Consider the following 15938-nt stretch of genomic DNA (forward strand, 5'->3'; position numbering starts at 1 on the left):
GATGACGCGGAAACGGCCCCTCCCGGGGCCGTTTCAGTTCCAGATCGTTGTTTTCGCCCGCTGAGCTGGGCCTATGCCGGAATCTCTCCCACAGAAACCACCGAAGAGCCAAGTTTTTTGTGGACGACGGATTTTCCGGCGTGAGTTTTGAGCGCGAGGGGCTGCAAGCGATGTTGCAGGAAGTGGAAGCCGGACGAGTGGCGACGGTCATTACCAAAGACCTTTCCCGTCTTGGCAGAAACTATCTGAAAACGGGCGAACTCATAGAGATTGTATTTCCCGAAAACGGAGTACGCTATATCGCGATCAACGACGGAGTTGACACAGCGCGGGAGGATAACGAGTTTACCCCCTTGCGGAACTGGTTTAACGAGTTTTACGCCCGCGACACAAGCAAGAAAATCCGCGCAGTTAAACAGGCACAGGCGCAAAAAGGCGAGCGCGTCAACGGGGAATATCCATACGGCTATATCCCAGACCCGAACAACCGCCACCACCTTATACCCGACCCGGAAACCGCGCCGATTGTCAAACAGGTTTTCGCTATGTTTGTTAGCGGCGTGCGTATGTGCGAAATCCAAAAATGGCTTGCGGAAAACAAAGTCTTGACGATTGGAGCGTTGCGCTATCAGCGTACAGGACAGGCGCGGTATCAGCGGGCAATGATCGCCCCCTATACTTGGCCGGACAAAACGCTCTATGACATATTAGCAAGGCAGGAATATTTAGGGCATACCATAACCGCGAAAACTCACAAGGTATCCTACAAGTCGAAAAAGACCCGGAAGAACGAAGAAGAACAACGCTATTTCTTCCCAAACACCCATGAGCCGCTTGTTGACGAGGAAACCTTTGAACTTGCGCAAAAGCGGATTGCTACCCGCCACCGCCCGACAAAAGCAGCGGAGATTGATATTTTTTCCGGCTTGCTGTTTTGCGCTGGTTGCAGACATAAGATGTATTACCAACAGGGCGTAAATATCGAGCCGCGCAAGTTTTCCTATTCTTGCGGCGCATGGCGCAACAGGGCAAGGACAGGCAGCGAGTGTACCTCTCATTATATCCGCAAAAACGTACTTCTTGATTTAGTGCTGGAAGATATGCGGCGGGTTTTGCGGTATGTTAAGGAACACGAACAGGACTTTATCTGTAAAGCTACCGAGTACGGCGACATGGAAGCGAGAAAGGCATTAGCGCAGCAGCAAAAGGAACTTTTCAAAGCACAGGCGCGTATGACCGAACTTGACACGCTTTTCCGCAAGCTGTATGAGGACAACGCATTAGGCAGACTGACAGATGAACGGTTTGTGTTTCTAACTTCCGGCTATGAGGACGAAAAGAAATCCCTTGCCGCAAGGATAGACGAGTTACAACAGCAGATCGCAACCGTTACCGAGCGAAAAAGGGATATATCAAGGTTTATTCAGATTGTCGGGAAATACAGCGACATACAGGAATTGACCTATGAAAACGTCCATGAGTTTATCGACCGTATTTTGATACATGAATTAGACCGGGAAACCAACACCCGGAAAATCGAAATCCATTATAGCTTTGTCGGACAGGTTGATACCGAGCAGGAGCCGACGCAAGTTGTCAACCATGACCGCCGCAACATGGTAGATGTAAAAAGTATCGCTATCTAACCCCAGCAAACGGCAGGCCCCGCCGACCGATTGCAAGCGGTCGGCGGGGCCATTGTGGCTCTTGACAGCGGATTGGGTCATATGAGCGAAAACCCGCCAGAGCGAGCAAGGTGCCTTGAAGCAAGGCGGCATAGACCTTCTGGTCATGCCGCCGAAGCTGAAAGGCAGATTGCCGCTCTGGCGGGTTTGCAGCGTCAACCTGTTACACGGTTTGGTAAAACCGCGTAACTACAAGGCATTCGCGCAGCGCTTGCAGATATGCGCGTGACCGTTGTACTCGCCGACGGTGGTGCGATAGTTCCAGCAACGGTCGCAGCACTCGCCCTCGGCGGCCTCAATAGCGACGGAAAGCTCCTCGCCCTGGGTTAGCTCAACATCGGAGACGATGTAGAACTCGGCCAGATCGACGGCCTTGTCGCCGGTCAGCAGCGCATACATCTCGGCGGGAACGACCGCCTTGACGCGGACCTGCTGGCTCTTGGTGAAGGTGCCGGCGGAGCGGGCATCCTCAAGGGCCTTGGTCACAGCGCTACGGAGCTCGAGCGAGGCCTCGAGCACACCCTCGAACTCATTGGCCTCGTCGACCGTGATGGGCGACTTGTACCAATCGAGCAGCGCGGCGTACTTCTGGTGATCGACGCAGCCGGCGGGCGCATAGGCCATGGCCTCGTCGACCGTGTAGGACAGGATCGGCTGCAGGTCGCGCATGAGCATCGAGAAGAGCTCGGCCAGCACGGTCTGGGCGCTGCGGCGCTCGAGCGAGCCGGGCTTGTCGCAGTACAGGCGGTCCTTCAGGGCGTCGAGGTACACGTTGGAAAGCTCGGTAACCACAAAGTCGTAGAGCGCACGGTAGGCGCGCGGGAACTCGTAGCTGGCGTAGGCGTCGTCGACCTCGGCCTGGACCTGGGTCAGACGGGCAACCATGAGCTTGTCGAGCGGCAGCAGGTCGGCAAAGGCGACGCCGTCGGTCTCGGGCTCAAACTGACCCTCGAGCTCGGAGAGCAGGAAGCGCAGCGTGTTGCGGAAACGACGGTAGGCATCGGACGTACGAGCAAGGATCTCGTGGTCGATGGAGACGTCGGAGCTGGTATCGACCGAGGCGACCCACAGGCGGATGATATCGGCGCCCATCTCGTCGCAGACCTTGTTGGGGTCGATGACGTTGCCGAGCGACTTGGACATCTTGCGGCCCTGGCCATCGAGCGTGAAGCCCTGCGAAACGACCGCCTTGTACGGAGCGTGGCCGTTGGCACCCACCGAGGTGAGCAACGAGCTCTGGAACCAGCCGCGGTGCTGGTCGGAGCCCTCGAGGTACACATCCGCCGGGTACTCAAGCTCGGGGCGATACTCGCAGACGGCCTTCCAGGACACGCCGGAGTCCCACCACACGTCGAGGATGTCCTTATCGGCCTTGAGGTGATGGCCGCCGCACTTGGGGCAGACGCAAGCCTCGCCCAGGTAGCTCTCGGGAGCGTCGGTGAACCAGGCGTCGGAGCCCTTCTCGTGGAAGAGCTTGATGACGGCGTCGAGCGTGGCGTCGTTCATGACCTTCTCGCCGCAGTCGGCGCAGGTGTAGCTGGGGATAGGCACGCCCCAGTTGCGCTGACGGCTGATGCACCAGTCGGGACGCTGCTCGACCATGGCACCGATGCGGTTGGCCGCGTGGGCCGGATACCACTTGACGTTCTCGCGGATCTCTTTGCCAGCCTGCTCGCGCAAACCGGTCTTGTCCATCGAGACAAACCACTGGTCGGTAGCACGAAAGAGCACCGGGTGCTTGCAGCGCCAGCAGTGCGGATAGCTGTGCGTGATCTTCTTCTCGAGGACCAGGGTGCCGCGCTCGCGCAGGAACTCGATGATGTGCGGATTGGCCTCGTCGGTATCCATACCGCTGAAGGGGCCACCGGTACCAAACTCCTCGCCGGTGTAGAACTTACCGTCGTCATCAACCGGCATGCAGATATCGGTGATGCCCTCCTTGAGGCAGGCGAAGTAGTCGTCGACGCCGTGGCCGGGCGAGTTGTGGACGATACCGGTACCGTCATCGACGCCGACGTAATCGGCCAGCAGTGCCACGCCCTCGACACCGTCAAAGATCGGCTGCTTGTAGTGGATGTGGTGGAAGGTCTCAGCGGGAACCACATAGGGCTTACCGTCGACCATGACCGGGGTGTACTCCCAGCCAAACTCCTCACAGCACTTGGGAGCCAGGTCCTCGAGCATAACCTCGGCACGGCCATCGTGCTCAACGGCAACATAGGCGGCGCCGGGCTTAAGGGAAACGGCCTGGTCGGAGGGGATGGTCCACGGCGTGGTCGTCCAGATAATGAAGTCAACCGGGCCGTCGAAGCTCTCGAGACCGGCAGGCTTAGTGGTCATCTCAAAGCGCACGAAGATAGACGGGCTCGTCTCGTCGGAGTACTCGATCTCGGCCTCGGCCAGCGCGGTGTGGCAGTGCTTGCACCAGTGGACGGGCTTATGACCGCGATAGATCATGCCCTTGTCGAACATGGCCTTGAAGACCTCGATGTCGGCGGCGTCATGCTGGTGATAGAGCGTCAGATACGGGTTGTCCCAGTCGCCAAGCACGCCCAGGCGACGGAAGCCGGCCTTCTGCAGCTCGATGTTCTCGACAGCGAACTTATTGCAAAGCTCGCGGATCTTAGCCGTGGAGGTCTGGTTGAACTTCTCGGTGCCGAGCTTCTCCTCGACCTTGTGCTCAATCGGCTGACCGTGGCAGTCCCAACCGGGGACATAGGGAACCTCATAGCCCTGCATCATCCAGTAACGATTGATCATGTCCTTAGAGATCTTGTTCATGGCGTGGCCGATGTGGATCGGGCCGTTGGCATACGGAGGGCCGTCGTGCAGCACGAACTTCTTGTGACCCTTGTTCTTCTTTAGAACTTGCTCGTAGACCTTGTTGTCCTGCCAGTCCTTGAGTCGCTTGGGCTCGGACTTGGAAAGACCGGCACGCATGGGAAAACCGGTCTTGGGCAGATTCATCGTCTGCTTGTACTCGTTTGCCACGGTACCCCTTTCTTGTCATGGGCGCGCACGCCCTCTGGGCACCAAAAAAGCGCCCGTCCCTGCAAGCTGGGACGAAGCGCCACAAGACAGACAGTCTGCCCGTAAAAGCTCTTCGTTTAACCACCCAGCTTAGATGCCCTCGCCCGCGTCGCCGCGCGCTCGCATCCGTTACTCGGCTGGCCTGTATCGACGACCATCTCGGCGATATCTACTAAGACGTGCCTGCGCGGCGCGTCCGTTGGGACCGCAGCTCCGGGGTGATTTTCATCGGTCGCATGCACGGGTTCTCAGCGCTCCCCGCTCTCTGTAGCATGCGGACGGCCGACTACTCGTCCCCATCAACGCTTATGCGGAGTATGCTAGCACGTTCCGCGCCGACGAAAAACCCTCAACACTGGTTTTATACGTTCGAAATTTCTCGCGGCTGGGGACCTTCTCTAGGAGCAAAATACCTGAAAGCACTTTATCGGACGAAAGAAGGTTGCTATGCGCACGATCGGAATGAGCGACTATACCGTCGGCGAGGACTGCTTCGACGAGCTGCCCGGCGCGCTGGCCGAATACGGTGCGACCAAGGTCGCAATCATCGGTGGCAAGCGAGCACTGGCTGCAGCACTTCCCGGCATCGAAGCCGCGCTGGCAGGAACCGGCGTCGAGGTTCTGGAGACGCGCGTCTACGGCACCAACAGCACACGCGCCAATATCGCCAAGGTCGTAAACTCCCCCGCCTGCCAGCAGGCAGACGTGCTCATAGCCTGTGGTGGCGGCAAGGCGCTCGACACCGTGAAGACCGCAGCTATCGAGCTCAAGAAGATCGTCTTCACTGTCCCGACAATCTGCTCCAACTGCTCCGCCGCGACCGCCATTGCCGTTGTCTACAACGACGACGGATCGCTCGAGGGCTATTCGTACCCCAACCGCCCCGCGCACATCTTCATCAACCCCAAGATCATCGCCGAGGCACCGGCAGAGTACTTCTGGGCCGGCGTAGGCGATGCCCTGTCTAAGCAGCCCGAGGTCGAGTACGCCACGAGCGCCGGAAATTTGGAGCACACCGCCGGTCTTGGTCTGGCACTCGCCCACACCTGCTCCGAGCCGCTGTTTACCTATGGCGTCCAGGGTCTTGAGGACGTGCGCCAGGACCTGTCGAGCGAGGCCGTCAAGCAGATCGCGCTCGATATCGTGGTCAACACGGGATATGTCTCGAACCTGACCAACCAGAACGATTACTACTACAACTCGAGCGTGGCACACGCGTTCTACAACGCCACTTGCAGCATTCCGCGTGAGGGCACCTACCTGCACGGCGAGGTCGTAAGCCTGGGCGTGCTGGTGCTGTTCGCCTACACGGGCGACACCGAGAACCTTGAACGCTACGCGGCCTTTAACAAGCAGATGGGCCTGCCCGTGACGCTTGAGCAGGTCGGGCTTTCCGAGGCCGATATCCCTGCCCTGTGCGAGTACGCGCACGCCACCAACGAGTGGAAGCAGGGTAACCCCGAGCCCTTCACCGACGAGAAGTTCGCCGCCGCCATCAAGGCAGCCAACGCCTACGGCCACACCCTCCTCGCCTAACCTACCAAAAAGGGACAGGTTTATTTTGGCAGGTTTTATCTGGGCAAACGCCATTTCTAATTGGTGAAATAGTTTATCTCGACAGCAAATGGGGTAGCCATTCAAATGATGGCTACCCCATTCTTTTGCTATTCCAACATGCTCGGGTCAAATTCACTTGCGGGAATCACACGGTACCCGTGGCGCAGGAGCAGGTCGACGAAGACACCGTTGCCCGCGGTGAGCGTGCCGCTAAAGGTGCCATCGTAGATGCGACCTGCACCGCACGAGGGGCTACGGTCCTGTAAGATGCACGCGGCGATCTCTTCCGGCCCGCCCGCCTGCTCGCACATGTCGAGTGCGCGCTCGGCACCCAGGCGAAACTCACGATCGACCGAGGCGCCCTCGCAGGTACGGACCTCGCCGTTCACAATCTCGGACGGCTTGCGCGGTGTGGGCAAGCCACCAAAAACCTCGGGGCATACCAACAGGACCTCGGTTCCCGTGCGCTCGCAAGCCTCGACCAGCTCGCGATGGTAATTATCGAGCCCGTTATACTTGCAGCTCTCGCCCATCAAGCAGGCACTTACCACAATCTTCATATACAACTCTTCCCAAGCAAAACGCCCCATTTGAGATGGACACTCAAATGGGGCGATTGACACTGCGCAACTAGTATTACTGCTGCTTTGGCATCAGCGGATTCTCACGCGTGAGGAGATTCATAAACTCCTCGCCCGTAATCGTCTCCTTCTTGTACAGATAACGAGCCAGCTCGTGGAGCTTAAACTTGTTCTCCTTCAAGATCTGCAGGGCGCGGTCGTGCGCATCCTCGATCAGCTTGGCGACAATCGCGTCCACGCGCTCGGCCGTACCGGGGGCGCAGGTGAGCGACGTATCCTGGTTAAGGTACGCGTTCTGCACGGTACCGAGCGCCATCATGCCAAACTCATCGGACATACCAAAGCGCGTCACCATGTTACGGGCGAGCTTGGTGGCCTGCTCGATATCGTTGGCGGCGCCGGTCGTCATCTCGCCAAAGATGAGCTCCTCGGCAGCACGGCCACCGCAATAGACGGCGAGCTTGTCCAGGATCTCCTGGCGCGTGGTCAGGAAGCGCTCGTCCTCCTCGACCTGCATGGTGTAGCCCAGAGCACCGCTCGTGCGCGGCACGATGGTGATCTTTGTGACCGGCGCAGAGCCCTTCTGGCGAGCGGCAACGATGGCATGACCGATCTCGTGGTAAGAAACGACCTGCTTCTCGTGGTCGGACAGCACCGTGGACTTGCGCTGCTGACCGGCGATGACGACCTCCACCGACTCCTCAAAATCGTCCTGCGTGGCGCGCTTGCGACCCTCGCGGACGGCACGCAGGGCGCCCTCGTTGATGATGTTGGCCAGGTCGGCGCCCGAGGCACCGGGCGTGGCGCGGGCAATCGCGGTCAAATCGATCGGCGGCTGCGTCTTCACGCTCTTGGCGTGCAGCTCAAGAATGTTCTTACGGCCGGTCAGGTCGGGCAGCTCAACGGGGATGCGGCGATCAAAACGACCGGGGCGCAACAGGGCCGGGTCGAGGCTGTCGGGACGGTTGGTGGCAGCGAGGACGACGATACCCTTGTGGTTATCGAAGCCGTCCATCTCGGTCAGCAGCTGGTTGAGCGTCTGCTCGCGCTCGTCGTTACCACTAAAGCCGCCGCCGTCACGCTTCTTGCCAATGGTATCGATCTCATCGATAAAGACGATGCACGGGGCCTTTTCCTTGGCCTGCTTAAACAGATCGCGAACCTTGGCGGCGCCGCGGCCGACGAACATCTCAACAAACTCAGAGCCCGAAATACTAAAGAACGGCACACCCGCCTCGCCGGCCACAGCCTTGGCAAGCAGGGTTTTACCGGTACCCGGAGGGCCGACAAGGAGGGCACCGCGCGGCAGCTTGGCGCCAATCTCCTCGTAGCGCTGCGGCTTCTCCAGAAAGTCGACGACCTCCTTGAGGGACTCCTTGGCCTCTTCCTGGCCAGCGACATCCTTAAAGGTCACTCCCACATCCTTGGAGGCAATCACGCGCGCGCCGGACTTGCCCAGTCCACCGCCGCCAAAACCGCCGCCGCCAAAGTTCATCGACGGGCCGTCATCACCCATGGCCTTCTTCATGCGGCGGTTGAGCCACCAGCCGATCAGGAAGAAAATCGCCATGGGAAGAATGAGGGTGAGCAGGTAGTAAGTCATCAGACCCGAGTTCTTATCGGGAACGACCGACTCAAGCGAGGCGCCAGATTCAAGCACGCGATCGGTAAAGCCCGCATCATTCGGCACACCGGTCGTCTTGTAGGCGATGTTCTCGTCCTCGCCCTTCTTGGTGTAATAAATCGAGTAATCGTCCGTGTTGTACTCGACCTTATCGACGCTCTTCTTGTCGAGCGCTTTGACAAACGTCGAGTAATCGGTCTTCGTAATCTGCTGCGTGTGACCGATGTTGGGGAACAGAACGGTCGAGAGCACGAGGTAGACGACGAAGGCGATGAGCACGTAGAGGATCATATTCCGTCTACGTTTGTTGTCATCCATCTCCATCTGCTTGAACTCCATCTACTGGGGTTGATAATGCTAACTAGAATACCCCACCCGGCCGGCGATAAACCGACACCGGGCACGAAAGGACAGAGATGGCATCACTGGAAGCCGGCAAGGTTCAAATCTATACGGGCGACGGCAAGGGCAAGACAACGGCTGCGCTGGGGCTCGCGCTGCGCGCCACGGGCTATGGACTTAACGTGCTCATGCTTCAGTTTGCCAAGAAGCTGCACTGCGCCGAACATGACGCAGCTCCTCGATTGGGGCTTTGCATCGTACAAGCCGACCGCGACACGCCCGAAGCCTGTGCCGCACAGATCATGGAGCTGGCGCGCGAGCAGATTAGCCAAGTCGACGTGCTGATCTTGGATGAGCTGGGAGAAGCCATGCGACGGGGCTTTGTGACGCGCGAAGATGTCGAAGCGTTGATCGCTATGAAACCAACCACCACGGAGCTCGTGCTCACTGGCCGCGGCTTGCTGCCCCTCGCCGACCTTGCCGACCTCGTAACCGAAATGCGACCCGTCAAACACTACTTCGACGAAGGCCTCCTAGCCCGCCAAGGCATCGAATACTAATTGATCCAAAGGGGACGGAGGAAAACGAATCATCGACATCACCCACGGAGAGCAATGATCCGTTTTCCTCTGTCTCATACGGATCATTAGGCAGTAGCGCGGCCTAGCCAGTTGCCGCTGTGGTGGTAGATGGTGAACATCGTGGCCGTGATGAGCCAGGTTACGGGGTAAACCAGCAGCAGGAGCTCAAGCGACGGATCGAAAGGCATGATCGCAAACACCCAGATCACCCTGAGCACGACGGTGCCGAAAATCGTGAGAATCATGGGCTGCAAGCTCACGCCGGCACCGCGAATGGAGCCCGACGCGTTTTCGATAATCGAGAAAATCGCATAGAACGGCGCAATAAAATGGATGATGGTCGTGGTGTAGGCTGAGATCGAAGCATCGTCGACAAACAGACGCGACAGAGGACCCGAGAACACCAGCAGCACGGCAGACAGGCCACCAATGAGCATAAACGACAGCACGAGCGACGTATGGTAGCCCTTGCGCATGCGCTCGTAGTTGCGCGCGCCAAAGTTCTGTGCCGAGAACGTGGTGATCGACACGCCAAGCGCCTCGGTAACCATCCAGACAATGCCATCTAAGCGGCCCGAAAGACCCCAAGCCGTGGTGACATCGGCACCAAACGAGTTGACCGACACCTGAATCAAGACGTTGGAAATCGAATACGCAGCAGACTGAAAGCCAAGCGGCAGACCACACGAGATCATGCTCTTGCAAATACCAGGATCAATGCCGAGTTTGGACAGTGAAAGCCGCCACGCACCCGGTGCGTGCATCATGCGAATCACGATCATCGTGGCGTTGGAGCAAATGGTCAGCGCCACCGCGATGCCGCAGCCCAGAGCCTCCATATGCAGCACGGCAACAAAAATGATATCCAGTACCACGTTAACGAGGCAGCCGGAAGCGATGATCACGGCAGGCCCACGCGTGTCGCCCACGGCGCGCAGCAGTGCCGTTCCCATATTGAGCAGCAGCGCCGCAACCATGGCGGCAAAATAGCAACGAGCATAGGCCACACCCTCGGCCAATAGTTCATGCGGCGTATTCATAAGCACCAGCATGGGCTCAACGAACACTATGCCCAGAATCGAGACGACGATACCGCCCACCAGAGCGAGCGTCATGGCCGTATGGACCGAACGACTCAGTCGCTCATCATCGTGCTGGCCAAAATACTGACCCGTAATAACAGCACAGCCGGCGCCAACACCGACGCAAAAACCGATGCAGAGCTCCGTGAGCACCATCGTGGCCTGGATGCCGCCCAACGCGAGCTTGCCGCCAAACTGACCGACGATATAGGTACCGATAAGTGTGTAGGCCTGCTGAAAGAACGAACTAAAGAAGATGGGAACGCACAGCGAAAGCAACTGCTGCCAAATAACACCCTGTGTTACATCGATAGCCGTAGATTTCTTAGCCACACGCCCTCCCCACCAGCGCACGTCAAACAACAAAACGTCAATTTAAGACCAAGGCCAGCACCAGCTTAGCACCGACCGGCGTCAACCGAAACACCCGGACTCAGAGCCCGGTGCAAAATATCTGCCTAGTGATACAGTCCCGGCTGGTAGTGATACTCGTTGCTCACGTGCGGACACAGCTGCCAAAAAGCGACAGCACTCGCCGCGGCCACGTTGAGCGAATCGACCCCGTGCGCCATCGGAATACGCACAGCCCGGTCACAGCCCGCGATGGTCTTGGCGCCCAGGCCGGCACCCTCGGTGCCCATAAAGATCGCCAACCGGTCAATCTCTTGCAGCGCAGGATCGTCCAACGACACCGAATCATCCGTCAATGCCATGGCGGCACACGAAAAGCCGGCATCGTGCAGCGCCGCCAGCCCATCATGCGGCCATACGCGCGCCTCGCTGCCAATGCGCGTCCACGGCACCTGAAACACCGTGCCCATGCTCACACGGGCAGAGCGGCGGTACAGCGGGTCACAGCAAGTGGGGCTCACCAAAATGCCATCGACATTCAACGCTGCCGCCGAGCGGAAAATCGCACCCACATTAGTATGATCGACAATACCCTCGAGCACGCACACGCGCACCGGGCGCTCACCCGCCACATCGACGACGCCGCCCAAGAACTCATCAACCGGAATCTGACGCGGGCGACGGAACGCCGCGAGCGCACCGCGCGTCACGTTAAAGCCCGTCAATTGCTCCATGAGCTCCATGGAGGCCACGAACACAGGAACCGGACCTGCGCCCTCGCGTACAACCAGACGCTCGAACAGCGGCATCATCTGATCGAGCCAGCGCTCACCCAAAAGAAAGCTCACCGGCTCGTATCCGGCACGCACCGCGCGCTCGATGACCTTGGCGCTCTCGGCGATAAAGATGCCCTTTTGCGGCTCCAGCACGCAGCGCAGCTCGCGCTCAGTCAGTCGCACGTAGGCGTCGAGCCGCTCATCATTAAGGGAATCGATTCGCAGCACCTCAACGGCATCAGTCATAGCAGCCAGCCCGTACCCTTCTTTACAGCACATCTATACCAAACGAGGCGACGCTAAGCGCCGCCCCATGCATTCAATCAACCCGGTGATACCGTTCACGCCAGACGATTTAAGCATCAACGCGACGATATGTCACGAACTCATAATCGAGGCCTTCGTCACCCTCACCCGCGGCAATCGTGGCAACCCCGTCGCGCCGCGCAACTTCCCACGCAGGATCGACATCCAAATTGGGAAAATACGTGTCCACGTCATGTACGCAATGGTTATGCGTGACCTTGGCCTCCACGCAGTACGGCAAAAACTGCCGATAGACATCGCCGCCACCGATCACCCAGGCAACGGGCTCATCGGCAACCGCGGCGAGCGCCTCATCGATACTATGCACCACGTCGACGCCCTCGGGAGCAAAGCCCTCGTCGCGCGTGAGCACAATGTTGCGACGGTTCTTAAGCGGACGCCCGCCGGGAAAACTCAGCAGGGTCTTGCGTCCCATAATGACCGGACAACCCTTGGTGCACGCCACAAAATGGCGCATGTCGGCACGGTTGGACACGACCATGTCACCCTCGCACCCAATGCCCCAGTCATCGCACACGGCGACAATGGCAGAAAGCTTACACGTCATGCGCGTCACCTACACCGCAATGGGGATGTTCTTGACCTGCGGGCCGTGCTCATAGCCCTCAACGATCAAGTCGTCGGTCGTAAACGCGTAGAAATCATGCACATTGGGGTTGAGCGTTACCTTTGGAGCCGCAAACTGCGGACGCTCGATAAGCTCGCGGACGATATCGACATGACGGTCGTAAATATGGGCATCGGCGATCACATGCAGCAACTCGCCAGCGATCATATCGACCGACTGCGCGACCATCATCAGCAAAATGGCGTACTGGCACACATTCCAGTTGTTCGCGGCCAAAATGTCCTGGCTGCGCTGGTTGAGAATCATGTTGAGTGTGGGCTTGTCATCCTGCGGGCGCTGCGTGACGTTATAGGTCACGCTGTAGGCGCACGGATACAGGTGCATCTCGGACAGGTCGCTAAACACGTACGTATTGGTCATGATGCGGCGGCTGTACGGCGTGTGCTTAAGGTCGTACAGCACGCGGTCCATCTGGTCAAAGTCACCCTCGGCATAATGGCTCTTCTGCCCAATCTGGTACCCGTAGGCCTTGCCGATGGAGCCGGTCTCGTCGGCCCACTCATCCCAAATATGGCTGTTGAGGTCATGCACGTTATTGGACTTCTTTTGATAGATCCATAGAATCTCGTCCATGGCAGATTTGAGGGCCGTACGACGCAGGGTAAGCGCCGGAAACTCCTCACGCAGGTCGTAGCGTGCCGTAACGCCAAAGTTTTTAATGGTATAGGCAGGGGTGCCGTCCTCCCACACCGGACGAACCTTTTGGCCCTCGGTAGTGGTGCCATGGTCCAGAATATCGCGGCACATGGCTACAAACTGTTGATCAGCTTTGCTCATTGACCCTCCTGTCAGTCGCCTATAAGCGATTTTTATTGTAGCCCAGGCGCGCAGCATCGAATTGCACACTTGGGGCGGCACACGCAATGCACGGCAGTACGGCACCGCATTCGCAAATGCTGCACCTTTAGCTTTTTTGACATATGCCAAAAATAGCTTGAGCGGTTTCGTATACGCGCTATCCTATTGTTGACATATGTCAGATTTGGAGAGTGTATGGCAGGAAGACGCGAAAAATTGCGCCGCGTTGGGATCATTCCCGAATATCGCGGCTTTACCCCTGACGGCCTTGCCAGCGGAGACGCCATCGACATGACGGTCGATGAGCTCGAAGTCCTACGGCTTTGCGACCTGGAAGGCCTCAATCAGGAGGCCGTCGCCCAGCAAATGGGCATCGCCCGTGCCACCGTGGCGGCCATCTGCAGCCGCGCGCATCGGAAGGTGGCAAACGCGCTGGTCAACGGGCGAGCACTTAGTATCGAGGGCGGCAATATCGCATACTCCCCCACACCTACGACGACGGCCATATGGCCAGCAAAGGAGGTCGGCACCATGAGGGTGGCAACGACGTACGACAACGGCAACATCTTTATGCACTTTGGCCGCAGCGAGCAGTTCAAAATCTATGACATCCAGGATGGCAAGGTACTCAACGAGCAGGTCGTAGGCACCGGCGGCACTGGTCACGGCGCCCTAGCGGGCCTGCTCGCCAACGGTGGCGTCGATACGCTCATCTGCGGCGGTATCGGCGGCGGCGCCATCAACGCGCTCACCCAGGCAGGCATCACGGTCTATGCGGGCGCCCAGGGCAGCTGCGACGCCTGCGTCGAGGCCCTCATTGCCGGCACGCTCGCGCAGACCGGCGAGGCCACCTGCGACTGCCATGGGCACGAGCACGAGCACGCCCACGAGCATGGCGAGTCCTGCGGCTGCCACGGCCACCACGACCATGATGGGCACGAGAGCTGTGGCTGCCACTAGTGGCAAGCACCTCAACGCCAACACGCTTCCGCGCGTGAGAAAACCTGCGAACGAACGGCGAAGGCCGCCTGGAGTACCATCCAGGCGGCCTTCGCCATACTCGACTCAACCAGTCGTTACTTTTTATTACGCATCTGCGCTTCCATCTGGCGCAGCAGGTCCATATCGGACTTGGGACCACCTGTTCCCATGCCACCCAGGCCACCCAGGCCGCCCATGCTGCCCAGGCCCATGGCATCCAGACCGGGAATATTGGGCATGCGCATCTTTTTGCCTTTTTTACCCTTCTTGCCCTTCTTGCCGCCGGCTTGCGCCTGGTTGGCCATCGAGCGCATGCGGCCCATCATCTTGTTCATCTCGCCCCACTGCTTCATAAGGCTATTGACCTCGGTGGGGGTCACGCCGGCACCCTTGGCGATGCGGGCGCGACGCTGGCCGTTGATGATGGAAGGACGCAGGCGCTCCTCCTTGGTCATCGACATGATGATGGCCTCGTTCTTGTCGAAGATGCCCTCATCCAGGTTGCCGCCCATCTGATTGAGCGCGCGCTGGCCGCCGGGAAGCATGCCCAGAATGCCCTTCATACCACCCATCTTCTTGACGGCCTTCATCTGGTCGAGCATGTCGTTCATGGTAAAGCCCTCGCGCAGCATGCGTTCGGCAGCCTCGAGCTGCTCGGCATCGGCTGCCTCCTGGGCTTTCTCGATAATGCCGACGACATCGCCCATGCCCAAGATGCGCTTGGCCATGCGATCGGGATAGAACGGCTCCAGCGAATCGGGCTTCTCGCCCATGCTCACGAACTTGATGGGCTTGCCGGTCACCTGGCGCACCGAAAGCGCGCCGCCGCCACGGGCATCGCCGTCGAGCTTGGAGATGATCACGCCGTCAAAGTCGGTGCGCTCGGCGAAGGTCGAGACAACGTTGACGATATCCTGGCCGGTCATGGCATCGACGACCATCAGCACCTGATCGGGCTTGACGGCCTTCTTGATGTCCACGGCCTCCTGCATCATCTGCTCGTCGATCTGCAGACGACCGGCGGTATCGACGATGACCACATCGCGCAGGTGGTCGACGGCCTCCTGGATGGCGCCCTTGGCAATATCGACCGGGTGCTCGCCGTCACCGCGGAAGACCGGCACGCCGATCTCTCCACCAAGCGTGGCCAGCTGGTCGGCAGCGGCGGGACGGTAGACGTCGCACGCGGCGAGCAGCGGCGAGCGGCCCTGCTTCTTGAGCAGGTATGCCAGCTTTACAGCCGCCGTGGTCTTACCGGAGCCCTGCAGGCCCACGAGCATAATGACGTTGGGAATGCGGTTGCTAAAGACGAGCTTGCTCTCGGTGGAGCCGAGCATCTCGGTGAGCTCGTCGAGCACGATCTTGACGACGTTTTGCGCCGGCGTCAGCGATTCCATGACCTCGGCGGTCATGCAGCGCTCCTTGGTCTTGGCGACAAACTCCTTGACGACCTTAAAGTTGACGTCGGCCTCGAGCAGCGCCATGCGAATGTCGCGCATGGCCGAGGTGATATCGGCCTCGGTCAGCTTGCCCTTGCCGCGCAGGCGGTCAAATGTGTCGTTGAGGCGATCGCTCAGAGAATCAAACACTGGTCA

Annotated in this window: 12 protein-coding genes; 4 read left to right on the forward strand and 8 right to left on the reverse strand. The window is 59.0% G+C overall.

Translation table 11 applies throughout. The annotated features are described in order from the left end of the window. The first annotated feature begins 47 nt into the window (after positions 1 to 47). Complete coding sequence (locus ACTQ40_RS04405; RefSeq protein ID WP_441088542.1) at positions 48 to 1646, forward strand: recombinase family protein; 1599 nt, start codon at positions 48 to 50, stop codon at positions 1644 to 1646. A 228-nt stretch (positions 1647 to 1874) separates the two neighbouring features. Here ACTQ40_RS04405 and ileS read toward each other — a convergent pair whose 3' ends face one another. Then, positions 1875 to 4652, reverse strand: a complete 2778-nt coding sequence (ileS, locus tag ACTQ40_RS04410) for an isoleucine--tRNA ligase (protein ID WP_427728193.1) — start codon at positions 4650 to 4652, stop codon at positions 1875 to 1877. Positions 4653 to 5162: 510 nt separating this feature from the next. Between ileS and ACTQ40_RS04415 the strand changes: the two genes are divergently transcribed. Beyond that, positions 5163 to 6251 carry an iron-containing alcohol dehydrogenase family protein gene (locus ACTQ40_RS04415; protein ID WP_427793784.1) on the forward strand — a complete coding sequence of 363 codons (1089 nt, stop codon included), beginning with the start codon at positions 5163 to 5165 and terminating at the stop codon, positions 6249 to 6251. Positions 6252 to 6379: 128 nt separating this feature from the next. Here the strand turns inward: ACTQ40_RS04415 and ACTQ40_RS04420 are convergent, their stop codons facing one another. Both ACTQ40_RS04420 and ftsH read right to left on the reverse strand, forming a co-directional pair. Continuing rightward, positions 6380 to 6832, reverse strand: coding sequence for a DUF523 domain-containing protein (locus ACTQ40_RS04420; RefSeq protein ID WP_441016321.1), 453 nt, complete (start codon positions 6830 to 6832; stop codon positions 6380 to 6382). A 76-nt stretch (positions 6833 to 6908) separates the two neighbouring features. Beyond that, on the reverse strand, positions 6909 to 8801 hold the full coding sequence (gene ftsH / locus ACTQ40_RS04425) for an ATP-dependent zinc metalloprotease FtsH (RefSeq protein WP_195838531.1): 1893 nt from the start codon (positions 8799 to 8801) through the stop codon (positions 6909 to 6911). Positions 8802 to 8893: 92 nt separating this feature from the next. On the opposite strand from ftsH, the gene ACTQ40_RS04430 reads away from it, so the two are divergent. Continuing rightward, on the forward strand, positions 8894 to 9379 hold the full coding sequence (locus ACTQ40_RS04430) for a cob(I)yrinic acid a,c-diamide adenosyltransferase (protein WP_441563434.1): 486 nt from the start codon (positions 8894 to 8896) through the stop codon (positions 9377 to 9379). 86 nt (positions 9380 to 9465) lie between these two features. On the opposite strand, the gene ACTQ40_RS04435 is transcribed toward ACTQ40_RS04430, so the two are convergent. From ACTQ40_RS04435 to thyA, 4 genes are all read right to left on the reverse strand, one after another. Next, the gene (locus ACTQ40_RS04435; RefSeq protein ID WP_441548346.1) at positions 9466 to 10815 is read right to left on the reverse strand and encodes an MATE family efflux transporter; all 1350 of its coding nucleotides are present in this window, start codon (positions 10813 to 10815) and stop codon (positions 9466 to 9468) included. 125 nt (positions 10816 to 10940) lie between these two features. Further along, complete coding sequence (locus ACTQ40_RS04440; protein WP_441563435.1) at positions 10941 to 11855, reverse strand: TrmH family RNA methyltransferase; 915 nt, start codon at positions 11853 to 11855, stop codon at positions 10941 to 10943. A gap of 109 nt (positions 11856 to 11964) precedes the next feature. After that, entirely contained in the window at positions 11965 to 12483 is a 519-nt protein-coding gene (locus tag ACTQ40_RS04445; protein ID WP_441563436.1) for a dihydrofolate reductase, read from the reverse strand. Between the two features lie 9 nt (positions 12484 to 12492). Continuing rightward, the gene (thyA, locus tag ACTQ40_RS04450; RefSeq protein ID WP_441563437.1) at positions 12493 to 13341 is read right to left on the reverse strand and encodes a thymidylate synthase; all 849 of its coding nucleotides are present in this window, start codon (positions 13339 to 13341) and stop codon (positions 12493 to 12495) included. A 216-nt stretch (positions 13342 to 13557) separates the two neighbouring features. Here thyA and ACTQ40_RS04455 point away from each other — a divergent pair, with 216 nt between their 5' ends. Continuing rightward, positions 13558 to 14322: a NifB/NifX family molybdenum-iron cluster-binding protein gene (locus tag ACTQ40_RS04455; RefSeq protein ID WP_441563438.1), complete on the forward strand. Its 765-nt coding sequence runs from the start codon at positions 13558 to 13560 to the stop codon at positions 14320 to 14322. A 116-nt stretch (positions 14323 to 14438) separates the two neighbouring features. On the opposite strand, the gene ffh is transcribed toward ACTQ40_RS04455, so the two are convergent. After that, on the reverse strand, positions 14439 to 15932 hold the full coding sequence (gene ffh / locus ACTQ40_RS04460; RefSeq protein WP_441041149.1) for a signal recognition particle protein: 1494 nt from the start codon (positions 15930 to 15932) through the stop codon (positions 14439 to 14441). Positions 15933 to 15938: the final 6 nt, after the last annotated feature.

The sequence above is a fragment of the Collinsella sp. Sow4_D11 genome (assembly GCF_052116465.1).
GTDB lineage: Bacteria > Actinomycetota > Coriobacteriia > Coriobacteriales > Coriobacteriaceae > Collinsella.

Excerpts from the sequence above, each read along its gene's own strand:
- thyA (WP_441563437.1), bottom strand. The coding sequence starts at position 13,341 with ATGAGCAAAGCTGATCAACAGTTTGTAGCCATGTGCCGCGATATTCTG.
- ACTQ40_RS04420 (WP_441016321.1), bottom strand. The coding sequence starts at position 6,832 with ATGAAGATTGTGGTAAGTGCCTGCTTGATGGGCGAGAGCTGCAAGTAT.
- ACTQ40_RS04455 (WP_441563438.1), top strand. The coding sequence starts at position 13,558 with ATGGCAGGAAGACGCGAAAAATTGCGCCGCGTTGGGATCATTCCCGAA.
- ileS (WP_427728193.1), bottom strand. The coding sequence starts at position 4,652 with ATGAATCTGCCCAAGACCGGTTTTCCCATGCGTGCCGGTCTTTCCAAG.
- ACTQ40_RS04430 (WP_441563434.1), top strand. The coding sequence starts at position 8,894 with ATGGCATCACTGGAAGCCGGCAAGGTTCAAATCTATACGGGCGACGGC.
- ACTQ40_RS04440 (WP_441563435.1), bottom strand. The coding sequence starts at position 11,855 with ATGACTGATGCCGTTGAGGTGCTGCGAATCGATTCCCTTAATGATGAG.
- ftsH (WP_195838531.1), bottom strand. The coding sequence starts at position 8,801 with ATGGAGATGGATGACAACAAACGTAGACGGAATATGATCCTCTACGTG.
- ACTQ40_RS04415 (WP_427793784.1), top strand. The coding sequence starts at position 5,163 with ATGCGCACGATCGGAATGAGCGACTATACCGTCGGCGAGGACTGCTTC.
- ACTQ40_RS04445 (WP_441563436.1), bottom strand. The coding sequence starts at position 12,483 with ATGACGTGTAAGCTTTCTGCCATTGTCGCCGTGTGCGATGACTGGGGC.